Origin of the sequence: Caulobacter sp. CCNWLW153, from assembly GCF_036889365.1 — a bacterium.
GTDB classification, from domain to species: domain Bacteria; phylum Pseudomonadota; class Alphaproteobacteria; order Caulobacterales; family Caulobacteraceae; genus Caulobacter; species Caulobacter radicis.
In genome coordinates this window covers 42,463-66,121 of the sequence record NZ_JBAKFV010000012.1, presented here as the reverse complement: position 1 = coordinate 66,121, position 23,659 = coordinate 42,463, and the positions used below count along the sequence as shown (strand labels likewise).

Below are 23,659 nucleotides of genomic sequence, written 5' to 3'. Positions count from 1 at the left end.
GAAACGCGAACTATTTCAAGTCCGCAATCAAACGTTGAAGCGGAAGTGCATCACGTCGCCGTCCTTGACGACGTATTCCTTGCCTTCCGAGCGCATCTTGCCGGCTTCCTTGGCGCCCGCCTCGCCGTTCAGCTTGACGTAGTCCTCGTAGGCGATGGTCTCGGCGCGGATGAAGCCCTTCTCGAAGTCGGTGTGGATCACGCCGGCCGCCTGCGGGCCGGTGGCGCCCACAGGGATCGTCCAGGCGCGGGCTTCCTTGGGGCCGACCGTGAAGTAGGTCTGCAGGCCCAGGAGCTTGTAGGCCTCGCGGATCAGGCGGTTGAGGCCCGGCTCTTCCAGGCCCAGCGTCTCGAGGAACTCGGTGCGCTCGGCCTCGTCCAGCAGGGCGATCTCGCTCTCGATCTGGGCCGAGATGACCACGCTCTTGGCGTTGTCGGTCTTGGCGCGCTCGGCCACCAGGTCGGAGAACTTGTTGCCCTTGTCGGCGCTGGCTTCGTCGACGTTGCAGACATAGAGGGCCGGCAGCGAGGTCAGCAGCTGCAGCATGGCCCAGGCCTTGGCGTCTTCCTTGTCGATCTGGGCGGCGCGGGCCGGCCGGCCGGCGCGCAGCTGCTCCAGCGCCAGGTTGATCAGGCGCAGGGTGGCGATCATTTCCTTGTCGCCGCCGCTTTTGGCGCGCTTCTCGACGTTGGGCAGGCGCTTTTCCAGGCTTTCCAGGTCGGCCAGCATCAGCTCCATCTCGATGATCTCGAGATCGGCGATCGGGTCGATGCGACCTTCGACGTGGGTGATGTCGCCGTCCTCGAAGCAGCGGGCCACGAAGGCCACGGCGTCGCAGTCGCGGATGTTGGCCAGGAACTGGTTGCCCAGGCCTTCGCCCTTGCTGGCGCCGCGGACCAGACCGGCGACGTCGACGAAGTTGATGCGGGCCGGGATGATTTCCTTCGAGCCGGCGATGGCGGCCAGGGCGTTCAGGCGCGCTTCCGGCACGGCCACGTCGCCGGTGTTCGGCTCGATGGTGCAGAACGGATAGTTGGCGGCCTGGGCCGACGCCGTCTGGGTCAGGGCGTTGAACAGGGTGGACTTGCCGACGTTGGGCAGGCCGACGATGGCGACTTTCAGGGCCATGGAACTCTCGTGAATTTCGTTGGGCGGGCGCTTAGCACGGATCGCGCCGGAAGTCCGCCCTCACCACATCGGATCGATGTCCGCGCCCTTCAGGGCCTCGGCGATGCGCTGGCGGGTGGCGTCGGTGACGTCGTCGGGCAGGGCGTCGGGGTGGAACCAGCCGATCTCGTGGATCTCGCCCTGCTGCGCCGCTTCGCACGGCTCCCAGGCGTGGACGCGGTAGAAGAGGACGTGGTCGCCCGGATGGCGCGGCTCGTTGCTGTGCACCGACAAGAGGGTGGGGCGGCCGATGACCCGCACGCCGGCCTCTTCCTGCATCTCGCGGACCAGCGAGGTCTCGGCGATCTCGCCGCGCTCGACCCCGCCGCCCGGCAGGTACCAGCCGGGGACATAGGTGTGCTGGATCATCAGCACGCGGCCTTCTTCGTCGGTGACGAGGCCGCGCACGCCCAGCGTCAGGCCCCGGGTCATGCGGAACCAGGCGTAGATGAAGGGGCGGGTGTAGGGTTCGACTTTACGGCGCCAGAGCATGGCGCGCAGGCTAGGCTGTTTCGGCGGCGAGGGGCAGGCCTTGCTCCACCGAACATTGGCCGCTAAAGCCGGAGGCGAGGAAACAACAACCAAGCCGGAGCGGCGCCAACATGCTCGCGATCCTGATCATCGCCATCTTCCTGGGCGTCATCGTCGGCCTGAACGCCTTCGAGTTCGGCCGCATCGACTAAAGGCGAAGGCCTTCCGGGGCCACGCGTCTCTAATATTCTCCCGTCATTCCCGCCCTTGTGGCGGGAAGCCCTGGTTCCGCTCGCACGTGAAGCGCCAGCGACGTGCTTGGCGCGTCGCCCCTTTCGCACTTGCGGCTGACAGAGAGTTTCCCGCCACAAGGGCGGGAATGACGGGATAGTATAAAGCGGACTTTCGCCGCTCTCTAATCCCCCACCCGCGCCATCAGTCGCCGGCCGCCGGCGCGCATCAGGAAGCGGGTCTCGGCGTTGGCCGGGATGCGGGGGTCGTCCCACAGCGCCAGCTGCAGCCAGGCCTCGACGCGCAGGCGGCGGGTGAGGCCGCGCGCCGTCTCGAAGGCGTCGCCCAGTTCGCGCACGGCCCGGGCCTCGACGGCCTCGGCCACCGCCTCGCCGTCGGCCAGCATCGGGTCGGCCCCGGCCAGAACCCAGGCGCGCACGTCCTCGCGGGCCTCGGGCGACGGCGACAGCTCCTCGGCGAAGAACAGCGGCCAGTGGGCCAGCGGGCGGCGGCCTGCGGAAAGGTCGCCGGCCGCCAACTCCAGGGCGCGGCTCAGAAGCTGGTCGCGGGCCACGGGCGAATGGGCCAGATCCTCGGCGTGCAGGGCCAGGCGCGTGGCGGTCTCGCGCGGCGAGGCGCCGGAAGAGGCCTGTTCCACATGGTCGGCGGCGGCCAGCAGCGCGGCCGCGGCGGCGGTGCTCAGGCCATGGCCGGGACTGGGGCAGGGGCCCGGTGCTTCGTCAGCCCTCATTGCGCACCGCCAGCACCTTGATCGAGCGCACCCGGCCGCCGGTTTCCGCCCACGAAAAGCGCTGGCCGGGCTTGAGGCCCAGCAGCGCAGCCCCGACCGGGGCGGTGACCGACACGCGATGCTCGTCGATGCTGGCCTCGTGCGGCAGGCAGAGGCGGATGGTGCGCGTCCGGTCGCGGTCGAGGTCGTGATAGTCGACCTGCGAGCCCAGTCGCACGCGGTTGGCGGCCAGGGCGCCCTCGACCACGGCGGCGCGTTCGAGCTCGACGGCCAGCAGGGCCTGGCCCGGCGCGGCGCTGGGGTGGGCCACCAGGGCGGCGAGAGCGTCGTAGTCCTCGGCGCAGACGGTGATCGGCGGACGCGGATCGCGTTTGGAGCCAAGTGGGGGGACAGGCGGGGAGGCGGGCATCGAAGCGCTCCTGGCGTTTGGCCATGCGGCATGGCGCGGCGTCGCAGCCGTCGCCGCACGCCGTAGTAATTGGGTTATGGGCGCAAGTTTTCTGGACCTCGACCGGTTATGTGTCGAAGTCTTGCGCAACGCTGTTGTCTATCTGATTTTCGTCCCGAGCCCGGCGCAGGCGCGTCGATAGGGGCTCGGGACTAGGCTCCTGCGATGAGGTGGCCCGCCCTATGCTGCTCGCGATTGAAGAATTCGATGCGATACATGGTGGCGGCATCATAGGACAGGCAGCGCTGCTGTCAAATCAGGCAGATGGCGGCGAGCATGGTTCGCACGACGTGGGTCGCCGAGGCGGCCTGCTGTTTTCCCCGCGCGCCGAAGAAGCAGCTGGTCTGGTTCGAGAACTCCGCTCACCTGCCGCCGCACGAGGAGCCCGGCAAGTTCCTGGTCGAACTGGTCGACAAGGTGCGGCCGCTGGCGGTGGAGAAGTCGGCGAAGTAGGAAGGCTGCATGTCCAGCTCTTCCTCCTCCCCATCCTCGCGCGGCGGCGCGCTCGTCACCGGCGCCGGACGTCGGATCGGGCGGGTGCTGGCGCTGGAGGCGGCGCGGGCGGGGTACGATGTGGCGGTGCATTACCGCGCCGCGCGGGACGAGGCCGAGGCGGTCGTGGCGGAGATCGCGGCGCTGGGCCGTCGGGGCGTCGCCGTGCCGGGCGAGCTTGCCGATCCGCACATCGGCGAGGCCCTGGTCGGGGCGGCGTCACGGGCGATCGGGCCGCTGGCCCTGCTGGTCAATTCGGCCTCGACCTTCGAGGACGATCGGGTCGACGACCTCACGGCAGGCAGCTGGAACCTGCACATGGACGCCAACCTGCGCGCGCCGGTGCTGCTGGCCCAGGCCTTCGCCGCCGCCCTGCCGGCGGGCGCCAAGGGCCTGGTCGTCAACCTGGTCGACCAGCGGGTGCTGAAGCCCAATCCGCAGTTCTTCAGCTACAGCGTCTCGAAGGCCGGCCTGTGGTGGGTGACGCGGACGCTGGCCCAGGCGCTGGCGCCGGCCATCCGCGTCAACGCCATCGGGCCGGGGCCGGTGCTGGCCTCGATCCACCAGGCGCCCGGCGAGTTCGAGGCCGAGGCGGCGGCCACGCCTCTGGGCGGCCCCGTCGATCCGGCCGAACTGGCCGCCGCGATGCGCTATCTCATTGACGCGCCGTCGGTCACGGGCCAGATGATCGCGGTCGACGGCGGCCAGCACCTGGCCTGGCGCACGCCCGACGTCCTAGGTTCCTGAAGGCCCCCGCCCTTGTCCGCCTCCCCCCTCTCCGAAACGCCGTTCCCGGCGCCCGCCCTGGCCCCAAAGACCGCCAAGGTCATCGTGACCAAGGTCTTCGTTCGCGGCCTCAAGGTCGACGCCCATATCGGTGTCTACGACCACGAGCACGGCCGCGTGCAGCCGCTGGTCATCGATGTCGAGCTCGACGTGGCCGCCAGTCACTGCGAGGCGCTGGGCGACACGGTGAACTACGAGACCATCCGCACCGCCGCCCAGGACATCGCCGCCGCCGGACACATCGATCTCGTCGAGACTTTCGCCGAGCGGCTCGCCCAGGCCTGCTTCGACGACCATCGCGTCACCCGCGCCCGGGTGCGGGTCGAAAAGCCCCTGGCCCTGGCGCCGCACGCCGCCGCCGCCGGCGTCGAGATCACCGCCGTCCGCGGGTGAGCGACCTTCTCCACAGCGCCCGCCTGGCTCCGTTCCAGCCCGAAACGGCCTGGAGCCTGGAGGGCGGGACGCTGGTGGAGCGCCGCGGCGGGCGCGAGCGCCGCTTCGACCTTGCCCATCTTCGCCGCTTTCGCCTGGCCATGCCGCGCGGGGGCGGACGGCGGCGCGCCCTGATGCTGAGCTTCGGTCGCCGGCGCGTGGCCATCGCCTCGCAGAGCTGGCGCGGGCCCGGCCTCTATGACGATCGGCTGGAGAGCTTCGCGCTGCTGGTCCGCGCGGTCGCCGCCGTCGGCGCTGATCTTGCGCCCCATGCCCGGTTCGAGACCGCCGGCTTCAAGCTGCGCGACGCCGTCACCCTGGTCGCCGGCCTGCTGGCGGTGGGGGCGGGGGCGCTGCTGATGCTGGCGATCTCGTCGTCGATGCGGGGCATGGCCATCGATCTGGCCGCGCGCATGGGCTTCCTGCTGCTGCTGATCTTCGCGGGCGCGCCCTGGCTGCCCCGGGGCGAGGCGCTGGATCCGCACGACCTGCCGGCGCGGTGGCTGCCCTAGGGGCCTTGCCGGGACCCGGCGCGCGCTCTACGTCCGAGGCCATGATCAGCTACCGACCATCCTTTCCCGACGACGGCGAGCGCGTCGTCGAGATCTGGCGCCGCGCCGTCGACGCCACCCACGATTTCCTCAAGCCCGAGGACCGGGCCGCCATCGAGGCCGAGGTCCAGGCCTTCCTGCCGACCGCGCCGATGTGGCTGGCGGTCGACGAGGCCGACGTCGCCGTCGCCTTCATGCTGGTGGACGGCGCGCACATGCAGGCGCTGTTCGTCGATCCCGACCATCGCGGGACGGGCGTGGGCCGCAACCTCGTCACCCTCGCCCTGGCCACGCAACCGAACCTGACCACCGACGTCAACGAGCAGAACGCCCAGGCCGTGGGCTTCTACGAGCGGATGGGCTTTGTGGTCACCGGCCGGTCCCCCGTCGACGGCCAGGGGCGGGCCTATCCGCTGGTTCATCTGCGCAAGGGCGGCTGATCGGGCTGTTCTTTCGGAAGCTTCATTTGCATCGGCGCGCGTTTTTGGCGAGCATCCGCCAAACATCGCCTTTCGATCCAGGAAGCCCGTGACCGACGTTCAGCCCGACCCCGCCGTCCCGTCCACCCCGCAGGACGACAAGACCCTGCCGATCATCGCCTACGCCTGCTACATCGCCGGCTGGGTGACGGGCATCTCGCCGGTCATCGGCGTGATCCTGGCCTATGTGTCCAAGGCCTCGGCGCCCGAATGGCTGCAGAGCCACTACGTCTTCCAGATCCGCACCTTCTGGCTGTCGCTGCTGTTCGGCCTGCTCGGCGTGCTGACCCTGATCATCGGCATCGGGGCCCTGATCCTGATCGCCGTGGGCATCTGGGTGACCGTGCGCGCCATCGTCGGCCTGTCGTGGCTGCTGAAGGGCGAGGCCTATCCGACGCCCCGCAACTGGATGCTCTGAGGCCCGATGAGCGACGTCGTCCAATCCGGCCCGCAGGCCGAGCGCCACGCCGAGGACAAGATCGTCCCGGCCGTGGTCTACGGCCTCTATCTGCTGGGCTTCAGCAACGGCCTGACCTTCTTCATCGGCCTGATCGTCGCCTATGTGCAGCGCGGCCAGGCCGGGCCGATCAACGAGAGCCACTACACCTTCGCGATCCGCACCTTCTGGCTGTCGATCGCCTGGTTCCTGCTCGGCGGGGCGCTGGTGCTGTTCGGCATCCCGCTGTCGCTGGTGCTGATCGGCGTGCCGATGATCATCGCGGGGGTGGCGATCATCTCGGCGATCAGCCTCTGGTTCGTCGTCCGCTGCATCGCCGGAATCGCCTTCCTGGTGCGCGGCGAGGCCTATCCGCGACCGCGCACGTGGTTGATTTAGAGGCAGGAACGCGCCTGGGCGCCCGCGCTGGCGACTTCCAGGTTATCAACGTTCCCCTGACAGGCGAGTATGCTCGACGCCGGTCGCCCGGTCCTATGACTTTCCGCCCCTGGCGGAAGTAAGTCGTGGAGGGGGCGACATGCTGGCTCGCATCGTAGGGATCATCTTGGGGCTGATCCTGACGACGTCGGGATACGTGATCTCAGGCCTGGGCACACTGGGGAGTTGGGCCTTCGGTTGGGATCTCGGCCCGTTCGAGCCGCATCGGACGACCGCCGGTTGGGCGGCGATGACGTTGGGGGGAATCCTTCTCGTCGCCGCCCTGCTGCCCCGCAAGGGGACGTCGCGTCGGGGGATGCGACGCAGGAAAGGGAGCGCTCGCGGGGGCGAGCGTTCCCTGACCAAACCCTTCGACATGGACGGGCCTCAAATGGACGGACCCGAGCCCGCCTCGCCGGTTTCGGCTATAGCGGCCCCCATGACGATCGTTCCCGCCGTTCAAGCCGCGCCTGCGCCCGCACCGACGCCCGTGGGCGCCACCGAGTTCGAAACCTTGCGCGCCGAGATGCTGGCCCTGTGCGGGTCGGAGGCCTGGAACCCCGCCGCCCGCGTGCTGGCCCGGCTGGTCCGCGCCGCCGAAAGCGACCGTGAGCGGACGATCGCCTATCGCGACCTCGGCGATTTCGCCACCGCGCAGGGCCGCCATGACGACGCCGCCGAGGCCTACGAGGAAGCCGTGTCCTACGCCCGCATGGTGCGGAAGGCGCGGCCGGGCGATCCGTCGGCGGACGAACTGCTGGCCGGCGCCCTGGCCGGGGTGGGCGACACCGCCGAGGCGGAAGGCCGCCTGAACGAGGCCCTTGCCGCCTTCGAGGAGGCGCTGGCCCTGCGCCGCTCGCCCGGCGGCCGTGAAGCCGCCGATCCCGGCGCGCAGCGGGCGCTGTCGGTGGCGCTGGAGCGGCTCGCCGACCTGCGCGAGGACCGCGGCCACCGCATGCGCGCCCTGGACCTCTATCGCGAGAGCTACGACGTCACCGCCCGACTGGCCGCCGCCGACCCGGCCCGATTCGGCCTCGACCTCGTCGCGACGCGGGCGCGGCTGGAGGAGATCGAGGCGCGGGTCGCGGGGTAGGGCCCTTTCTCCTCCCCCGTGAAGCGGGGGAGGCGGCGCGCTGCGGATACGCAGCGTGACGGAGGGGGGCGAGGGACGGAGCGCGGTGCGTGAGGCCGCCCCCTCCACCGCTTGGCGGGGGAGGAGAAAGGCCGCTTGTAGCCAAGCTTTCCGCCCGCCATCATCCGCCGCTTTCGGGGCTTGCGTCCCCGCATCGGGGGAAGTCATGGTCTATCTGCGCTGGCGGCGCTTCATCGAGATGGCGTCGCTGGATCGTCCGTGGCTGGGCGACCTGATGGAGAAGCGCAAGGGCGAGGCGTTCCGAGCCGCGCCGGTCGAGCGCTGGGACCAGGAGTATCGCGACGGCGTCTACGACCGGCTGCACCGCTCGGACCAGCGCCACCATCACCGCCTGCTGGCGGCCATGATCGCCGACCGCTGGCCCAGCCCCCGCGTGCTCGAGATCGGGGCCGGCGAGGGGGTGTTCTTCGAGGCCCTGCGCAATCACCGCCCGGCCCGCTATGTGGGCGTCGACTTCTCCGAGCCGGCCGTGGTCACTGGCCAAAAGCGCCTGTCGACCGAGATCGCCTCGGGCCAGGTCGAACTGCTGCTGGGCGACGGCCGCACCTTTCGCACCGATGAGGCCTTCGACGTGGTGGTGTTCTCCGAGTGCATCGAGCACCTGGGCGAGGTCGAGCCGCTGATCGAGCATTATCGGGCCATGCTGGCGCCCGGCGGAGCGGTCGGCTTGACCATGTGGCTGTCGCTCAAGCCGTTGCGCCTGTGGCGGCGGTTGAAGGCGATGGGACAGGTGTATGACGAGGCGGTGGTCAACACCCCCTGGGGCGGCGGCTGGCTGGTGGCGACGGTGGGGGTGAAGGAGTAGGAACCTCTCCCTGTGGGGGAGTGATCGCGAAGCCGGCGAACGTTTCGGAAGCTGAGAACGGCCCCCCTCCGGCCCTCCGGGCCACCTCCCCCAGGAGGGGGAGGATCTACGTGGCCAGATGCTCCCCCTCTGGGGGAGCTGTCGCGGAGCGACTGAGGGGGCCAGCCCCGGTCAAAGAAAAACCCCGGAGCGTCGCCGCTCCGGGGCCTATCAATTCAAAGCTCGAAACCAGCCTTTACGCCGGCACGACCTCTTCGCGACGCACGAGGGCCGCGTAGGCGTCCATCAGGCCCAGCGACAGCTTGCCGGGCGTGAAGGTGAACTCGCCGATCTCGGCCACCGGGGTGACTTCGGCGGCGGTGCCGACGATGAAGCATTCGCTGAAGCCGGCCAGCTCTTCCTTCTCGATGTGGCGCTCGACCACCTCGATCCCCTGGCCCTTGGCGATCTCGATCACCGTGCGACGGGTGATGCCGTCCAGGAAGCAGTCGGGCTTGGGCGTGTGCAGCACGCCGTCCTTGACGAAGAACACGTTGGCGCCGGTCGCCTCGGCCACGTAGCCGCGGTAGTCCAGCATCATCGCGTCGGTGTAGCCGTCCTTCTCCGCGGCGTGCTTGGAGATGGTGCAGATCATGTAGAGGCCGGCGGCCTTGGCGGCGACGGGGGCCGTCTTCGGGTCGGGGCGGTTGTACTTCGCCCAGGTCAGGCGGATGCCCTTGGCCTTCAGCGCCGGGTCGAAGTAGCTGGGCCAGTCCCACACGGCGATGGCCACGTGGATCTTGGTCTGCTGCGCCGAAACGCCGATCATCTCGCTGCCGCGCCAGGCGATCGGGCGCACGTAGCAATCGCTCAGGCCGTTCTTGGCGGCGGTCGCCTTGCAGGCCTCGTCGATCTCGGCCACCGTGTAGGGGATCTTGAAGTCGAGGATTTCGGCCGACTTGAAGAGGCGCTCGGTATGCTCGGTCAGCTTGAAGATCTCGCCGCCGTACATGCGCTCGCCCTCGAACACCGACGAGGCGTAGTGCAGGCCGTGCGTCAGTACGTGCACCTTCGCCTCGCGCCAGGGAACGAACTGGCCATCCAGCCAGATCCATCCGTCGCGATCATCGAAGGGAACGAGAGACATCGGTCCAATACCTCCTTATTTGGAACCCGGTCCTTAGACGCCCGAGGAGCCCGAAGGTCAAACGAAATGGACGCCCGAGCATGACGCCACACGCCGATCCCCGCCTGATCCTGCGCGAGGAGGAGCTCGACGGCGGCCTGGAGTTGATTCTCCTGGCCGAGGCGGCCCTGTGGGCGGCGGTCGACGGCGTGCTGGAGACGGAAGGGCCGGGCCTGGGGCGCTCGCATTGGCGCGCGGCCTTCCTGCTGCGCCGGCGTCCGGGCATCGGCGTGCAGGACCTTTCCAAGCTCACCAGCCTGTCGAAGCAGGCGGCCAGCAAGACCCTTTCGGACCTTCAGCGCCTGGGCCTGGCGGAAAAGGCCTCGGGCGATCTCGACGCGCGCCGCCGTCCGGCCGTGCTGACCGAGGCCGGCAAGGCCTTCGAGGCGCGGGTCAGCGAGCGGCTGCGGGCGCTCCTGGGCCGTGCCTATCGCACCGGCGGCCTCGACGGGGTGCCGGGGGCGCGGCGGATCCTGGCGGCCCTGGCTGGACCTCGCCAGGGGGTAGGCGTCAATCGAAGGGAGGCGCTGTGAGCCCCGAGGAAAGGCGCGACCGCCACCTTCTGGTCGTCGACGACGACGACCGCATCCGCGAACTGCTCAAGCAGTTCCTCAGCCGCGCCGGCTTCCGGGTCAGCGCCGCGGCCGACGCCGCCCACGCCGACCGCCTGATCGGGGTGATGGATTTCGACCTCCTGGTGCTCGACGTGATGATGCCGGGCGAGGACGGCTTCGCCTTCACCAGGCGGGTGCGGGCCAAGGGCGGCGAGGTCGGCCGCATGCCGATCCTGATGCTGACCGCGCGCGACACCACCGGCGACCGGATCGAGGGCCTGACCCACGGCGCCGACGACTACCTGGCCAAGCCGTTCGAGCCGCAGGAACTGCTGCTGCGCATCGAGTCGATCCTGCGCCGCGCCGCGCCCAAGCCCATGGGGCCGCTGGAGATCGTCATGGGCGACTGCGCCTTCATGCCCGATCGCGGCGAGCTGACCCGCGCCGGCGCCCCGGTGCGCCTGACCGAGGCCGAGGTCGCCCTGCTGCGCCGCCTGGCCCGCGCCCTGCACGAGCCGGTCGACCGCCTGGAACTGGCCCGCGACACCGCCGACGCCACCGGCCGCGCCGTCGACGTCCAGGTCACCCGTCTGCGCCGCAAGATCGAGCCCGACCCCAAGAACCCGAGGTACCTGCAGACCGTGCGGGGGGTGGGCTATCGGCTGGCGCCGGATTGATGGCTACGCATCAAAATCCTTCTCCCCTTGCGGGAGAAGGTGTCGGCGAAAGCCGACGGATGAGGGGTCTCTCAAACCGGTCCGCTGCGTTGCTCCTCCCCCGCATGCGGGGGAGGGGGACCACGAAGTGGTGGAGGGGGCGAGACTGGGCGGGGCAGCGGCGGTCGCCCCCTCCGTCACGCTGCGTATCCGCAGCGCGCCACCTCCCCCGTTGCACGGGGGAAGAGTAGATGCGCCTGCGCACCCGCCTGTTCATTCCGCGCCAGATCAAGCGCTGGCTGCCGACCTCGCTGTTCGGCCGGTCCCTGCTGATCATCGTGCTGCCGGTGGCGGTGATGCAGATCGCCGTCACCTGGGGGTTCTTCGACGCCCACTGGGAGACGGTGAACAGCCGCCTGTCCGAGGGGCTGGCCGGCGACATCGCCTGGGCCGTGGCCACCTACCAGGACGATCCCAGCCCCGCCGCCGTCGACCGCATGGCCCAGCGGGCCGAGGAGACGATGGACCTGTCGATCGCCCTGCTGAGGGGGCGCGAGCTGCCGACGGGCAAGCGGCCGGCCATGTTCGCCTCGCTCGACCGCTCGATGCAGCGGGCCCTGGAGGAGCGGCTGGACGAGCGGTTCTGGTTCGACGCCTCCAACCGCTACGCCGCCCACGTGCAGATCCAGGTGAAGGTCAGGGAAGGCGTGCTGCGGATCTACGCCCCCACCGACCGGGCCTTCGCCACCCAGGGACACATCTTCATCCTGTGGATGGTGGTGGCGACGATGCTGCTGACGGCCATCGCCATCCTCTTCATCCGCAACCAGGTGCGGGCCATCGAGCGCCTGGCCGACGCCGCCGACGCCTTCGGTCGCGGGGCCGACCACGAGTTCAAGCCGCACGGCGCGCGCGAGGTGCGCCAGGCGGCCCAGGCGTTCCTGGCCATGAAGGCCCGGATCCAGCGCCACATCGAGCAGCGCACGGCCCTGCTGGCCAGCGTAAGCCACGACCTGCGCACGCCGCTGACCCGCCTGAAACTGGAGATGGCCCTTTCCGAGCCCGGTCCGCAGGTCGAGGCCATGAAGCGCGATCTCTCCGAAATGGAGCACATGATCGACGAGTACCTGGCCTTCGCGCGGGGGGAGGGCGGCGAGGCGCTGCAGGAGATCGAGCTGGCGCCGCTGATCGCCGGCGTCTGCGCGGCCGCCGAGCGCGGCGGGGCGCGGGTCGAGACCGTGCTCGAGCAGGACCTGGTGGCCAACCTGCGGTCCAGCGCCTTCAAGCGGGCCCTGGCCAACCTGGTCGACAACGCCGCCGCCCACGGCGACACCGTCCGGGTGACGCTGGAGGCGCGGCTGACGGGCGGGGTGAGCATCATCGTCGACGACGACGGCCCGGGCATTCCCGAGGACCGCTACGAGGACGCCTTCAAGCCTTTCAACCGGCTCGACGAGTCGCGGAACCAGAACGAAAAGGGCGTGGGCTTGGGCCTGGCGCTGGCCCGGGACATGGCCCGCGGGCTGGGCGGGGACCTTGTGCTGGAGCGCTCGCCGATGGGCGGCCTGCGGGCGGTGATGAGACTGCCGGGCTAGAACGGTGCGGGAATGCGGCCCTGGATGAGGATCCTGGGCCTGGCTTCGGACGCGCGCTCGACCGACACGTCGTACATCAGGTGGACGCTGTCGCCGAGCGGCCGGGGATGGCGGCTGATCCAAAGGCTCCAGCGGCCGTCCTTGTCCTTGCGCAGGTGATAGAGGCTGGGCAGCGGCAGGGCGGCGAAGGCCGCCGCCTCGCCCTTGGGGCAGGCGGGCGGGCCGCTGATCGTGTCGCAGGCCAGGCTCGCCTCGGCGCGCCGGCCCAGGGCCTGCTGGCCGACCAGCCAGGCCAGGAGCTGCGCGGCCTCCTCCGGCGTGGCGCCCGAGACCGTGGCGAAGCCCTCCAGGCTTTGGCCTTGGCAGGCGGCGCCGACGGCCAGGGTCACTTTGACGCCGATCTTGTCGGGATCGGGCGCGATCGTCGGATCGCCGCCGCCCGGATCCTGGCGATAGCGCAGCCCGACCTCGTGGATGCGGCGGGTGCAGACGCCCGGCGCGACGGGCTTAGGCGCGTCGCCGAACTCGAAGCGGCCCATCACGGCCAGCATGTGGTCGGGGCTGAACCGATGCGCGGTCGGGGCGGCGCCGGCCGGCAGCAGGGCGCGGGCGGCCGCCAGATTGGCCGGCGTGTCCGGCGAGGGCGCCTGGGCGAGCGCCGGGCCGGCGAGCCCCAGGGCGAGGATGATCGGAAGGGCGGTGCGGGGCGGGCGCGGCATGGCGCGAAGGTCCCGTGTTTTCGCGTTGCGCGCAACGACCTTGAATGCATCTAATAGTTGATTATCTGCGATGTTCGCCTTTCCCGTATTCGCGTTACGCAAAAGGGGTCGCGAGATGAAGATCAGGGACATCCAGCAGCAGTTGGCCGCGCGCGGCTACACGCCGGGGCCGATCGACGGGATCTGGGGGCGTCAGACCATCGCCGCCGTCCGTCGTTTCCAGGGGCGACACGGGCTGGAGCCCGACGGCGTGGTCGGGCCGCTGACCCTGGCGGCGCTGTTCCAGGGCGCGCCGGCCGTCGCCGCCCCAACGCCTTCGGCCCTGACGGGCTTCGACGATCCCGGCCTCGTCTGGTTCCATGAGGCCCGCCGCCTGATCGGCACGCGCGAGAAGCCCGGCAAGGGCGACAATCCCGAGATCCTCGACTGGGCCTCCGAACAGGGCCTCAAGAGCCTCTATACCGGCGACGACATCCCCTGGTGCGGCCTCTTCGTCGGCCACTGCGTCAGCAGCACGCTGGACCGCGAGGCCACGCCCTCCAACCTGCTGTCGGCCAGGGCCTGGGAGCGGTTCGGCATCCCGATCGCCCCGACGCCCGGCGCGGTGATGGTGTTCTGGCGGGAGAGCCGGGGCAGCGGCAAGGGCCATGTCGGCTTCTATGCCGGCGAAGACGAGGCCGGCGCCTACCGAATCCTCGGCGGCAACCAGTCCGACAGCGTCTCCCTGGCCTGGCTGGGCAAGGACCGCTTCCTCGGCGCCCGCTGGCCCGCCACCGTGCCGCCGCCGGTCCCGCGCGCGATCAAGGTGACGCGGACGGCCGGCCTGTCGTGGAACGAGGCCTGAGGGCGGAGAGCTCTTACTTGGCGCGTCTCGGCGGTCTTCAGAACCCCGCGCCGACCTTGGCCAGTTGCTCGGCCATCTGCTTCAGGCGCTTGTCGAGTTCGGCCATGGTGCGGTTCAGCGCGCCCTCGTCGTCGCGCCAGACCTGCAGGGTGCGGGCCCAGACGGCGGTCATGGCCGCCAGCCGCACGGGCGAGGCCTCGATCCCGGCCGCCTCCAGGATCGCCCGGGCCGTCCTGGGGAAACGGGCGGCGACGCGGGGCAGGCCTTCCGACTTGGAAATGGCGATCAGGGCGTGGCGGTGCGGTTCCATGGCCTCGACCCGGGCCATGGCGGCGTCGAACAGGCGGTCGTGGGCGGCCGCGCCCTCGCCGGCGTCGGCGTTCAGGGCCGCCTGGTCGAAGCGGCGCGAAAGATGGGCCAGAACCTTGGCCTTGCTGTCGGCCTTCACATACAGCTCGGCGAACGGCGCGCCGGCGGCGACGGCGATGTCGCGCAGGGCGATCTGCGGCCAGGGACGGTCGGCGGCCAGGGAAAGCGCGGCGGCGGCCGCGCGGTCGAGCAGGTCTTCGGCGGGCGTGGTCATGGCCAAAGACATGGCCGCGCGGGCGCCGGCTGGCAAGGTCGGCGCTTGCCTCGCGGCCCTAGTTCGGGGAAAGGGGCGCCCATGAGCCTTTCCTATTTCCGCTGCGACTGGGCCCACGAAAGCGCCGAAGAGCCCGTGTCGATCTTCTACGAGGTCGACGACGAGGGCCGGGTGCTGCGCCTGATCGATGTTTTCAGAGACGGCAGCCGCGAGCGCGACGCCGTGGCCAACTATGTCGGGCGCGAGCACGAGCTGCCTGGCGTGGACAGCCTGTCGGAAGACGACTTCCACGACTCGGTCGAGGCCCTGCTCGACGATGAAGACGTCATCGAGGGCGAGGATCGCCTGTCGCTGACCCCCGTGGAGGCCTCGGTGTTCGAGGCGGCCTGGCGGTTGGACGCCTGATCCAGCTTTAGCCCAGCAGCCACCTCAGGCCGGCCGCGGCGACGATGCCGATCGGCACGACCGCCAGCATCGGCAGGCGCAGGGCCGCCAGGAAGGTGATCGCCAGCGCCAGCAGCTCGGCCGGGCGGGGCGAGACGAAGTGCGGGGCGATCACCGCGATCAGCACGCAGCCGGGCGCGGCCTCCATCACCGCCGTGGCGCGCGGGCCCAGCGTCCGGTTCCGCAGCACAAGATAGCCGCCGATTCGGGTCAGGTAGGTGACGGCGGCCATGGCCAGGATCGTGGCCAGGACGGGCAGCGAGATCATGCGGCGGCTCCCGTCTTGCGCGGGGCGGCCCACAGCCAGGCCGTGGCCAGGCCCGCGATCGCCCCGGCCGCCACCGTCCAGGCCCCCGGCGCCAGGAGGTGGCCGGTCGCGGCGACGGCCAGGCTGACCAGCCACGGCCGCGCGGCGCGGAAGCTGGTCCACATGCCGCGCAGCAGCACCAGGAAGATGGCCGGAAAGGCCATGTCGAAGCCCAGGGTCTCGACGTCGCCCAGCACCGGCCCGACCAGGGCGCCCAGGGTCGTGAAGGCGATCCAGGCCAGCCACATCGGCAGGGCCACGCCCATGTAGTGCGCCAGGCTGAAGGTCTTGCGCGAGCGAGCGTCGGCCAGGGCCATGGCCCAGCTCTCGTCGCACATCAGGAACAGGGCCGGCAGCACCCGCCGCTTGGGCAGGGCCTTGAGGAACGGCGCCAGGGCCGCGCCCATCAGGAGGTGGCGGCTGTTGACCATCAGGGTCACGGCGGTGATCAGGGCCAGGTGCGGCGGCGAGGTCCACAGGCCGATGGCCGCGAACTCCGACCCGCCGGCGAAGTTGAGGCCGGTCATCAGCGTGGTCTCGAGCGCCGACAATCCCTTCTGGCCGGCCTGGGCGCCCAGCACCAGGGCGAACGGGACGAAGCCGGCCGTCACCGGTAGCGAGGCGACCAGGCCCCGCATGAATTCGGGCCTGGGGTTGGAACGCAGTTCGGAGGGCCCGTCGCCAGGCATGGCGGCGGGAGCGCAGGTTTCGATTGTCATGGGCGACCGGGGGAGGAGCGGTTGCGAGGAGGATTGGCAGCCTAGCGCAAGCCTCGCGCAATCGGGTTGCGATCATGCTCCCATATGATCGATGTTTGGCAGCCAGGCGAAGCTGATCGCCAGATATTGGTTCTCGATTCCATGAAGCTCGACGACATCGACCGCCGCATCCTGCGCGAACTGCAGAAGGACGGCCGCATCCAGAACGCCGAGCTGGCCAAGCGCGTGGGCCTGTCGCCCTCGCCGTGCCTGCGCCGGGTGCGGATCCTGGAAGAGACGGGGGTCATCGCCCGCTACGTGGCGGTGGTCGACGCGGCCAAGGTCGGCCGGGGCCAGACCTTCTTCACCCGCATCTGGCTGAACTCGCAGCACGAGGACGCCGTCGACCACTTCGTGGCCGAGATCAACAGGATGCCCGAGGTGGTCGAGTGCTACGTCATGCTCGGCGACTGCGACATGCTGCTGCGGGTGGTCGCCGCCGACATCGCCGCCTATCGCCGCTTCCAGGCCGACCATCTCAGCCGCATCCGGGGCGTGCTGAACGTCAAGACCGACATCCCCGCCCAGACCGTGAAACAGACCTTCGCGGTGCCGCTCTAGTGTACCTTCTCCCATAGGGAGAAGGAGGGGCCCGCGCCGGCAGGCGTGGGAGCATGAGGGGTTACGCCGTCGGACGCCTTCACCCCTCACCCTCCCGTCGCTGAGCTATGGGCCCCTCCCTCTCCCCTCCGGGAGAGGGTCTTTCTGTTACTCCGCCGCCGCCGCCAGTTCCGTGGCCGGACGGTACTTCTCCAGCCAGTGCGCATAGGGCGCCGGCAGGGTGGTCCAGGTCGGGCGCTCCACGCCCAGTTCCTGGGCCAGCTCATAGGGGTAGTGCGGGTTGGCCAGGTGGGCGCGGCCGATCATCACGAGGTCCATCTGACCGCTGGCGACCAGGTTTTCGGCCAGTTTCGGCGCGTCCAGGCCCCAGGACGAGGCGACCGGCAGGCCGGCTTCCTCGCGCACGCGCTTGGCGATGGGGCCCAGGAACGGCGTGCCCCAGGGGATGCTGGTGTTTGGAATGGTGAAGCCGACGCTGACGTTCAGCAGGTCCAGGCCCCCGGCCTTCATCCGCCGGGTCAGGTCGATCGACTCGGCCAGGGTCTGCTCGTCGCGGCCGTCATATTCCAGCACGCCGAAGCGGGCGGTCAGCGGCAGGTTCTCGGGCCATTCGGCGCGGACGGCCGCCAGGGTCTCTTCCATGAACCGGCCGCGACCGTGCGTGTCGCCGCCGTACTGGTCGGTGCGATGGTTGGAGTGATGCGAGAAGAAGCTCTGGGCCAGGTAGCCGTGGGCGAAGTGCAGTTCCAGCCACTCGAAGCCGGCCTCGCGGGCGCGGCGGGCGGCGGCGGCGAAGTCGGCCTTGACCCGCTCGATGTCGGCCAGGGTCATCTCGCGCGGAACCTTGGGCAGGCCCTGCCCATAAGCGATCGCCGACGGGGCGATGGTCTGCCAGCCGCGCGGGTCACCGCCTTCGATGTGGTCGTCGCCTTCCCAGGGACGGTTGGCGCTGGCCTTGCGGCCGGCGTGGGCGATCTGGATGCCGGGGACGGCGCCGGCCGCCTTGATGGCCGCGGCGATCCTGGCCAGGCCTTCAGCCTGCTCGTCGGTCCAGATGCCGGTGCAGCCGGGGCTGATGCGACCCTCGGGCGAGACGGCCGTGGCCTCGACGATCACCAGGCCCGCGCCGCCGCGCGCCAGGCCGGCATAGTGCGGCAGGTGCCAGTCGGTCGTGACGCCGTCCTCGGCGCTGTACTGGCACATCGGCGGGATGGCGATGCGGTTGCGTAGGGTGGCGTCCTTCAGACGGAAGGGCGTGAACAGGGCGGACATGAAGTCTCTCTTGGCGGGGAATGACCAGCGGCACAGGTGTAGACCGCCGCCGCCCCGCTCAAGGGCCGTCGAGGACAAACTGTTGTGCCGTCAAGGCATAGGCCGCTGGTATCAGCCGCCCGTCATCGACTGCTCAGTCGCTTGATCCGGAGTCCGAGCCGCCGCCTCCACCGCCTCCACCGGAGTCGCCGCCATAGCCGCCGCCGTCCGAGCCCGACGAGGCGTAGCCGGGATCGGGCGAGGTGGTCGCCGGAGCGGCGGCGGTGTCGCATGTGCTCCAGTCGGTTGCGGGCGAGACGTCGAGCGGGGGAATGGCGCAGTCGATCGGCGACGGCTCCGGCGTCGCCGGTTCGGCCGGCTGCATGGCCAGTTTCTGGTCCAGCGCCTGGTCGAAGGTCTCGAACATTGTCGTGCTGTAGCCGGCCTCATGGCCCGCCTGGAAAGCGTCGCGCTGGGCGAACTCGCCGACGTTCAGTTCGCTCGGCGTGAACGCCACCTCGGCCGCGGTGATCAAGGGGTGCGTGAAGGACGGCAGCTCGATCGGGTCGAACGTGGAGCCAGGCGCGACGCCGAGATCGTTGGGCGTTTCGTTCTGGACTACCGGATCGACCCGCCAGGACCCGCTTTCGTAGTCCTCCTGCGCATCGTGGACACCGGCCTGGCGTCCTTCCTCGTGCCACTGCTCGATGCGCTGGGCCTCGGTCGCTTCCTGACCATGGTTGACCGCGGTCTCGACGACGTCGCTCGCGCCGTCCAGCCAGTCGAGCACGCCGGTGATGGAGGCCATGGTTTTCTCCGACGATCGGTCACGTCCACCTGACGTTCACATCAATCATAGCGGCTGTATTGCTGGCGTCACCATTTTGTGGTGAGTGATCGATACGCAAACCTTGACCTTGTCTTGCCGCCAACCACGACCGGGGGTGCTCATGGTGGAACCGCAGTCCGGCGCCGATGCGACGCCGGCCAAGGATGATCCGACGATCCTCGCCAGCGGCATCGTCGCGGCGGTGACGACGGTGGCGGCGGAGGCCGTGCTGGCCCGCACGCCCCTGGCGCCGACGGCCCCGCTCGTGGCGGCCACCATCGGCGCCACGGTCGGCTACGCCCTGGAGCACACGGAAGCTGGTCGGGAGCTGACCCATGCGTTCGGCGTGCCCGAGGCCAGCGGGCTGATGCCCGACTGCCTGCCGCAACCGGATCCGATCTCGGTGGTGACGTCCGCGATCGCCAGGCCGTTCGAGCCGGCGCCGATCGATCCTTGGGGCGGCGCCGAAAGCCCGCCGGAGATCAGCACGCTGGAGGTGGAGGCGCTTTCCACCGCGGCCGCGGCCGGGATCGCGCTGATGCACGAGGTGTCGCACCACGGAGGCGAGGTGATCTGCGATCCACCGGGCTCGATCTCGCCGGAGGCGGACATGGGCGCGGCTGATCCCGGCGCGCCGCCAGGCGATCTCGTCTGAATCGATATCGACCCGTTCGGGTCATGTGGGGGAAGTGGCAATGATCGATGGGGCGACGATCGCCGGATACGGGATCATGGGCGGCGGCTCGGGCCTGGCCTCGGGCCTGGTCTCGCGCATCATGCAGCATATCTTTCCCACGCCGTTGGAGAAGGCGCAGCTCCACAGTCTCTACGAGAACCTGGATCTGGCGCGGCAGCGCCTGGAGCGCGAAGAGGACCGGGTCCGCGAGGAATGGAACCTCAGGCGCGACCTGCAGCTAAAGCAGATCGAGGCCGGCCATACGCTGGAACAAGATCGCGACTTGATGCGCCGCTGGCCTCTGGAAGTGCCAGCGCCGGCCTTCCTGCGCTACTCTCAGGGCCGAACCGGCGCCGCGCTCAATGTGGTGCTCTGGCCCGAGCAAAGGCGGACGCCCCATCTGGAGGCCGCGCGCGCCAACGGGCTGCTGCAAAATTTCCATACGGCGGCGGACGCCTTGCTGGACTCGGCCGCAAGAATGTTCGGCCAGGACGTGATCTTCTACCGCGAGACGGAGAAGCCCTCCGGGGTGGCCCGGCCCACGCTCAGCGGCCAGCAACTGGAGGCGACGCTCTACAGCCTGACCGCCACCGAGCCGACGGTGCTGCTTCAGGTCGCGGTCGAGGGGCCGCAGGCGCTTCGGCTGAACTACAGCTGCTGGGCATGGGCGGGTGACAAGCAGGAGCCGTTGTCGGGGTCGATCGTGGTCGAAGGCGCCGCGCCGATGTCGGCCAAGGATATCGAACGCGCGCTGCTGGCCGTCATCTGCGCCTTGAGCGACCAGTATCAATTGGTGCGTACGCTGAAGGACCCCAAGGCGCCGCGGTTCCTGCAGCTGCTCGGCGTCGACTGCGGCCTGCGGGTTCGCGACGACCGCTCGGCGGGCGAGGCGATGTCCATAGAGGAGCTGCTCGGCCGCAATTACCGAAGCGCGCTAGACGACGTCGCCGGAAGCCAGCCCACGCTGGCGGCCGAGGCCGCGGCCCGCGCGGCCCTGGCGGCCAAGGGGCGTGGCCTTCACGACCTCGCCGAGACGTTCCTGGGAACTTCGCTCGACCACTATCGCGCCGGCCAGCCGGGAGGGCACGATATGGGGCGTGTGGTCGCCCTGCTGATGCGCCCGTCATCCCGCGATCCCGAGCCCTTGGTGCGCAACGCGCTTCGAGAGATCCGCAATCTCGATCCGATGGATTTCAGGGAGAAGGGCGGCAAGATGACGCTTGAGGACGTCCTTGCCAGCTTCGGCGAGTACGACAAGCAGCTCTCGCCCGAGGCCCGCGAAAAGCTGCGGGCCAAGATCACCGAGCTTATGACTTACAGGCCCAAGGTCGGGATCTTCGGCAAGGCCGGCGTCGGCAAGTCGTCCCTGAGCAACGCCCTGTTTGGAAAGGACGCCTTCGAAGTCAGCGACGTCTCCGCCTGCACGCGTGCGCCGCAGGAGGAACTGCTGAAGCTCGAGGGCGACCACGGAATGACGATCCTCGATGTGCCCGGCGTGGGCGAGAGCGCGGCGCGCGACAAGGAGTACGGAGCGCTCTACCGCAACCTGCTTCCAGAGCTCGACGCGCTGATCTGGGTGCTGAAAGGAGATGACCGGGCGTTCTCCACCGACCACGCCTTCTATACCGATGTGGTGAAACCCCACATCGATCTGGGCAAGCCCTTCCTGATCGCCCTCAATCAGGTCGACAAGATCATGCCGTTCAGGGAATGGCAGGACGAGCTGCGGCAACCAGGACCCACCCAGGCCGCCAACATCGAGCTCAAGCGCGACGATGTCGCCAGCATTTTCGACCTGGACCGCTCTCAGGTCATCCCGGTGTCGGCGCAGGAGAAGTACGGTCTGTCCACGCTCATCGACAAGCTGTTGCTGTCGTTGCCCGACTCCAAGCGGGCGGCGACATTCATCGCCCTGCCCGCCGAGCACATCTCCAAAGCCGCGAAGGAGGCCGTCGGGGAAAGCATCGCGAACGAAGTCAGCGGGGCCCTGGTCGGCGCGGGTGTCGTCACGGGAGCCTTGATCGGCACGATCCTCTTCCCGATCGTCGGCACCATCATCGGGGGAGCCATCGGCGGCTTCCTTGGATCGCTCTGGCGCAGCTGATGTCTTCCGACGCGCTCGTCTGCCAGATCCGATGCGACGAGACGATCCATGCGCTTGCGGCGCGACGCCGGGCGTTCCGGCCGCTGCGCCGCATGACGCCCTCGCCCGACGCCGTAAGTCACTGGACGGTGGACGAGGAACCGTACGCGCTGATCGAGGTGCTGGTGATGGGCAAGACCGGCTACGGCAAGTCGACCCTGTTCAATGTGCTCGCCGGCGTCGAGGCGTTCGAAACCAGCGACGTGGAGGCCTGTACGCGTGAGATGCAGTCAGCCGAGTTTCGGTTTGACGGCCCCTCCCGCTGCGCCCTCTCCTTCACCGACCTGCCGGGTATCGGAGAGAGCGCCGCCAGGGACGAAGAGTATCTGGAACTCTACGCCCGAGCGCTGAAGCGGGCGCACATGATCGTGTACGCCTTGCGCGCCGATCAGCGGGACTATCAGGTCGACGAGGAGGTCTTCCAGACGCTTCAGCTGCTGTCGCGGCTGCGCGGCTTCACCCTGGCGCTGACCTGCATAGACAAGATCAGCCCGACCAATCGCAGCTCGCCGTTTCGAATGACGCCGGAGCAGGGCGCCAACCTCGGCCATAAGGTCAGCGAGGTGCGCGGCCTGTTCAACCTGGCGCGTGATCAGGTCGTGCCTGTCTCGGCCCTCGAAGGCATAGGCATGGACGCACTGGCGGGCCGGATCGTCCATGTCCTGTCGGCCTACATGGAGGGCGGCTCGCAAGTCCGGGCGGCGGTGCGGGCCTGAGCCCGTCCGGCCCTACGCCACCTTCACCCGGGCGGCGCTTTCGGGCAGGTCCTGGCCGAAGGCGCGCTGGTAGAACTCGGCGACGGTGGGGCGTTCCAGCTCGTCGCACTTGTTGAGGAAGGTCAGGCGGAAGGCCAGGCCGATGTCGCCGTCGAAGATCTCGGCGTTCTGGGCCCAGGTGATCACCGTGCGCGGGCTCATGACCGTCGAGATGTCGCCGTTCATGAAGGCGTTGCGGGTCATGTCGGCCACGCGGACCATGGCCGCCAGGGTGCGCTTGCCCTCGGCGGTGTCGTAGTGCGGGTTCTTGGCCAGCACGATGGCCGCCTCGACGTCGTGCTCGAGGTAGTTCAGCGTGGTGACGATCGACCAGCGGTCCATCTGGCCTTGGTTGATCTGCTGGGTGCCGTGATAGAGCCCCGTGGTGTCGCCCAGGCCGATCGTGTTGGTCGTCGAGAACAGGCGGAAATACGGGTTGGCGCGGATGACGCGGTTCTGGTCGAGCAGGGTCAGCTTGCCGCCGGCCTCCAGCACGCGCTGGATGACGAACATCACGTCCGGGCGGCCCGCGTCGTATTCGTCGAACACCAGGGCGATCGGGCGTTGCAGCGACCAGGGAAGAATCCCTTCGCGGAACTCGGTGACCTGCTTGCCGTCCTTCAGGACGATGGCGTCCTTGCCGACGAGGTCGATCCGGGAAACGTGGCTGTCGAGGTTCACGCGCACCAGCGGCCAGTTCAGGCGCGCGGCGATCTGCTCGATGTGGGTCGACTTGCCGGTGCCGTGATAGCCCTGGACCATCACCCGGCGGTCCTTGGCGAAGCCGGCGCAGATGGCCTTGGTCGTCTGCGGGTCGAAGCGATAGGCGCTGTCGATCTCCGGCACGTGGCTGTCGCGGTGCGAGAAGGCCGGGACCTTCATGTCGCTGTCGACGCCGAACGCGTCGCGAAGCGTCACCCACTTGTCCGGGACCAGGGTGATCAGGGGATCGGCGGCGTGGCTGTCGGTCAGTTCGGGCATGTTTTTCGATTAGCGCTCCACCCCAGGGAGGGGAAGGGGGAATTGCAAGAAGATGCTCCCCTTGAAGGGGGAGCTGTCGCGAAGCGACTGAGGGGGAAGTTGCTGCAAGACAGGCCGGCGCTGCGGCGGCGGAAACCCTTTCCCCTCCGGCCCTTCGGGCCACCTCCCCCTTCAGGGGGAGGGTCTTGGCGCACGCGA

At 69.5% G+C, this 23,659-nt stretch carries 30 protein-coding genes; 18 read left to right on the top strand and 12 right to left on the bottom strand.

All coding sequences use genetic code 11. The features are described 5' to 3' along the window. Positions 1–27 precede the first annotated feature (27 nt). The 4 genes from ychF to V6S85_RS18145 all read right to left on the bottom strand — a co-directional run bounded on the left by ychF (position 28) and on the right by V6S85_RS18145 (position 3,029). Positions 28–1,128, bottom strand: a complete 1,101-nt coding sequence (ychF, locus tag V6S85_RS18160; protein ID WP_109102615.1) for a redox-regulated ATPase YchF — start codon at positions 1,126–1,128, stop codon at positions 28–30. A gap of 60 nt (positions 1,129–1,188) precedes the next feature. Next, the gene (locus V6S85_RS18155) at positions 1,189–1,659 is read right to left on the bottom strand and encodes an NUDIX domain-containing protein (protein WP_116566083.1); all 471 of its coding nucleotides are present in this window, start codon (positions 1,657–1,659) and stop codon (positions 1,189–1,191) included. Positions 1,660–2,053: 394 nt separating this feature from the next. Beyond that, positions 2,054–2,620, bottom strand: a complete 567-nt coding sequence (locus V6S85_RS18150) for a hypothetical protein (RefSeq protein ID WP_334349809.1) — start codon at positions 2,618–2,620, stop codon at positions 2,054–2,056. Next, the gene (locus V6S85_RS18145; protein ID WP_334349808.1) at positions 2,610–3,029 is read right to left on the bottom strand and encodes a GreA/GreB family elongation factor; all 420 of its coding nucleotides are present in this window, start codon (positions 3,027–3,029) and stop codon (positions 2,610–2,612) included. Before V6S85_RS18145 ends, V6S85_RS18150 begins: the two co-directional genes overlap by 11 nt. Before the next feature lie 315 nt (positions 3,030–3,344). On the opposite strand from V6S85_RS18145, the gene V6S85_RS18140 reads away from it, so the two are divergent. The 9 genes from V6S85_RS18140 to V6S85_RS18100 all read left to right on the top strand — a co-directional run bounded on the left by V6S85_RS18140 (position 3,345) and on the right by V6S85_RS18100 (position 8,640). Continuing rightward, entirely contained in the window at positions 3,345–3,521 is a 177-nt protein-coding gene (locus tag V6S85_RS18140) for a hypothetical protein (protein WP_165828760.1), read from the top strand. 9 nt (positions 3,522–3,530) lie between these two features. After that, a complete protein-coding gene (locus tag V6S85_RS18135) occupies positions 3,531–4,307 on the top strand; it encodes an SDR family oxidoreductase (protein ID WP_334349807.1) in 777 nt (258 codons plus the stop codon). 12 nt (positions 4,308–4,319) lie between these two features. Continuing rightward, entirely contained in the window at positions 4,320–4,739 is a 420-nt protein-coding gene (gene folB / locus V6S85_RS18130; RefSeq protein ID WP_165828759.1) for a dihydroneopterin aldolase, read from the top strand. Then, positions 4,736–5,290: a hypothetical protein gene (locus tag V6S85_RS18125; RefSeq protein WP_334349806.1), complete on the top strand. Its 555-nt coding sequence runs from the start codon at positions 4,736–4,738 to the stop codon at positions 5,288–5,290. The genes folB and V6S85_RS18125 overlap by 4 nt, the downstream gene beginning before the upstream one ends. A 41-nt stretch (positions 5,291–5,331) precedes the next feature. Next, positions 5,332–5,769 (top strand): acetyltransferase, encoded by a 438-nt coding sequence (locus V6S85_RS18120; protein WP_334349805.1) that lies wholly within the window; start codon positions 5,332–5,334, stop codon positions 5,767–5,769. An 88-nt stretch (positions 5,770–5,857) separates the two neighbouring features. Beyond that, on the top strand, positions 5,858–6,226 hold the full coding sequence (locus V6S85_RS18115) for a DUF4870 family protein (protein WP_116566071.1): 369 nt from the start codon (positions 5,858–5,860) through the stop codon (positions 6,224–6,226). 6 nt (positions 6,227–6,232) lie between these two features. Further along, positions 6,233–6,643: a DUF4870 family protein gene (locus V6S85_RS18110; protein ID WP_116566069.1), complete on the top strand. Its 411-nt coding sequence runs from the start codon at positions 6,233–6,235 to the stop codon at positions 6,641–6,643. Between the two features lie 139 nt (positions 6,644–6,782). After that, positions 6,783–7,775, top strand: coding sequence for a tetratricopeptide repeat protein (locus V6S85_RS18105; protein ID WP_116566067.1), 993 nt, complete (start codon positions 6,783–6,785; stop codon positions 7,773–7,775). 205 nt (positions 7,776–7,980) lie between these two features. Further along, a complete protein-coding gene (locus V6S85_RS18100; protein ID WP_116566065.1) occupies positions 7,981–8,640 on the top strand; it encodes a class I SAM-dependent methyltransferase in 660 nt (219 codons plus the stop codon). Between the two features lie 235 nt (positions 8,641–8,875). Here V6S85_RS18100 and V6S85_RS18095 read toward each other — a convergent pair whose 3' ends face one another. Continuing rightward, positions 8,876–9,766 (bottom strand): branched-chain amino acid aminotransferase, encoded by an 891-nt coding sequence (locus tag V6S85_RS18095; RefSeq protein ID WP_116566063.1) that lies wholly within the window; start codon positions 9,764–9,766, stop codon positions 8,876–8,878. An 80-nt stretch (positions 9,767–9,846) separates the two neighbouring features. On the opposite strand from V6S85_RS18095, the gene V6S85_RS18090 reads away from it, so the two are divergent. The 3 genes from V6S85_RS18090 to V6S85_RS18080 all read left to right on the top strand — a co-directional run bounded on the left by V6S85_RS18090 (position 9,847) and on the right by V6S85_RS18080 (position 12,610). Next, complete coding sequence (locus V6S85_RS18090; protein ID WP_101716807.1) at positions 9,847–10,338, top strand: MarR family winged helix-turn-helix transcriptional regulator; 492 nt, start codon at positions 9,847–9,849, stop codon at positions 10,336–10,338. Beyond that, positions 10,335–11,036, top strand: a complete 702-nt coding sequence (locus tag V6S85_RS18085) for a response regulator (RefSeq protein ID WP_116566059.1) — start codon at positions 10,335–10,337, stop codon at positions 11,034–11,036. Before V6S85_RS18090 ends, V6S85_RS18085 begins: the two co-directional genes overlap by 4 nt. Before the next feature lie 230 nt (positions 11,037–11,266). Further along, on the top strand, positions 11,267–12,610 hold the full coding sequence (locus tag V6S85_RS18080; RefSeq protein WP_116566058.1) for an ATP-binding protein: 1,344 nt from the start codon (positions 11,267–11,269) through the stop codon (positions 12,608–12,610). Here V6S85_RS18080 and V6S85_RS18075 read toward each other — a convergent pair. Further along, on the bottom strand, positions 12,607–13,329 hold the full coding sequence (locus V6S85_RS18075; RefSeq protein WP_334349804.1) for a hypothetical protein: 723 nt from the start codon (positions 13,327–13,329) through the stop codon (positions 12,607–12,609). The two genes, V6S85_RS18080 and V6S85_RS18075, sit on opposite strands and share 4 nt — an antisense overlap. 115 nt (positions 13,330–13,444) lie before the next feature. Here V6S85_RS18075 and V6S85_RS18070 point away from each other — a divergent pair, with 115 nt between their 5' ends. Beyond that, the gene (locus V6S85_RS18070) at positions 13,445–14,173 is read left to right on the top strand and encodes an NlpC/P60 family protein (protein WP_116566054.1); all 729 of its coding nucleotides are present in this window, start codon (positions 13,445–13,447) and stop codon (positions 14,171–14,173) included. Positions 14,174–14,210: 37 nt separating this feature from the next. On the opposite strand, the gene V6S85_RS18065 is transcribed toward V6S85_RS18070, so the two are convergent. After that, complete coding sequence (locus V6S85_RS18065; RefSeq protein WP_334349902.1) at positions 14,211–14,756, bottom strand: TetR family transcriptional regulator; 546 nt, start codon at positions 14,754–14,756, stop codon at positions 14,211–14,213. Between the two features lie 81 nt (positions 14,757–14,837). Between V6S85_RS18065 and V6S85_RS18060 the strand changes: the two genes are divergently transcribed. Continuing rightward, positions 14,838–15,161 (top strand): DUF6881 domain-containing protein, encoded by a 324-nt coding sequence (locus V6S85_RS18060; RefSeq protein ID WP_116566050.1) that lies wholly within the window; start codon positions 14,838–14,840, stop codon positions 15,159–15,161. Between the two features lie 7 nt (positions 15,162–15,168). On the opposite strand, the gene V6S85_RS18055 is transcribed toward V6S85_RS18060, so the two are convergent. Together V6S85_RS18055 and V6S85_RS18050 are read right to left on the bottom strand one after the other, a co-directional pair. Continuing rightward, positions 15,169–15,468 (bottom strand): AzlD family protein, encoded by a 300-nt coding sequence (locus V6S85_RS18055; RefSeq protein WP_334349803.1) that lies wholly within the window; start codon positions 15,466–15,468, stop codon positions 15,169–15,171. Beyond that, complete coding sequence (locus V6S85_RS18050; RefSeq protein WP_334349802.1) at positions 15,465–16,226, bottom strand: AzlC family ABC transporter permease; 762 nt, start codon at positions 16,224–16,226, stop codon at positions 15,465–15,467. Before V6S85_RS18050 ends, V6S85_RS18055 begins: the two co-directional genes overlap by 4 nt. A gap of 141 nt (positions 16,227–16,367) precedes the next feature. On the opposite strand from V6S85_RS18050, the gene V6S85_RS18045 reads away from it, so the two are divergent. Next, the gene (locus V6S85_RS18045; protein WP_116566044.1) at positions 16,368–16,826 is read left to right on the top strand and encodes an Lrp/AsnC family transcriptional regulator; all 459 of its coding nucleotides are present in this window, start codon (positions 16,368–16,370) and stop codon (positions 16,824–16,826) included. Positions 16,827–16,973: 147 nt separating this feature from the next. Here V6S85_RS18045 and V6S85_RS18040 read toward each other — a convergent pair whose 3' ends face one another. Continuing rightward, complete coding sequence (locus V6S85_RS18040; RefSeq protein WP_334349801.1) at positions 16,974–18,098, bottom strand: NADH:flavin oxidoreductase/NADH oxidase; 1,125 nt, start codon at positions 18,096–18,098, stop codon at positions 16,974–16,976. A gap of 133 nt (positions 18,099–18,231) precedes the next feature. Further along, positions 18,232–18,885, bottom strand: a complete 654-nt coding sequence (locus V6S85_RS18035; protein WP_334349800.1) for a hypothetical protein — start codon at positions 18,883–18,885, stop codon at positions 18,232–18,234. A gap of 142 nt (positions 18,886–19,027) precedes the next feature. On the opposite strand from V6S85_RS18035, the gene V6S85_RS18030 reads away from it, so the two are divergent. Genes V6S85_RS18030 through V6S85_RS18020 form a run of 3 tightly spaced genes read left to right on the top strand, consistent with a single transcriptional unit; the run spans position 19,028 to position 22,441 of the window. After that, positions 19,028–19,561 (top strand): hypothetical protein, encoded by a 534-nt coding sequence (locus V6S85_RS18030; RefSeq protein WP_116566038.1) that lies wholly within the window; start codon positions 19,028–19,030, stop codon positions 19,559–19,561. 40 nt (positions 19,562–19,601) lie between these two features. Next, complete coding sequence (locus V6S85_RS18025; protein ID WP_334349799.1) at positions 19,602–21,686, top strand: GTPase family protein; 2,085 nt, start codon at positions 19,602–19,604, stop codon at positions 21,684–21,686. Continuing rightward, positions 21,686–22,441 carry a GTPase family protein gene (locus tag V6S85_RS18020; RefSeq protein WP_165828758.1) on the top strand — a complete coding sequence of 252 codons (756 nt, stop codon included), beginning with the start codon at positions 21,686–21,688 and terminating at the stop codon, positions 22,439–22,441. The genes V6S85_RS18025 and V6S85_RS18020 overlap by 1 nt, the downstream gene beginning before the upstream one ends. A 12-nt stretch (positions 22,442–22,453) precedes the next feature. On the opposite strand, the gene cobS is transcribed toward V6S85_RS18020, so the two are convergent. Beyond that, positions 22,454–23,461: a cobaltochelatase subunit CobS gene (cobS, locus tag V6S85_RS18015; protein ID WP_116490305.1), complete on the bottom strand. Its 1,008-nt coding sequence runs from the start codon at positions 23,459–23,461 to the stop codon at positions 22,454–22,456. Between the last annotated feature and the right edge of the window lie 198 nt (positions 23,462–23,659).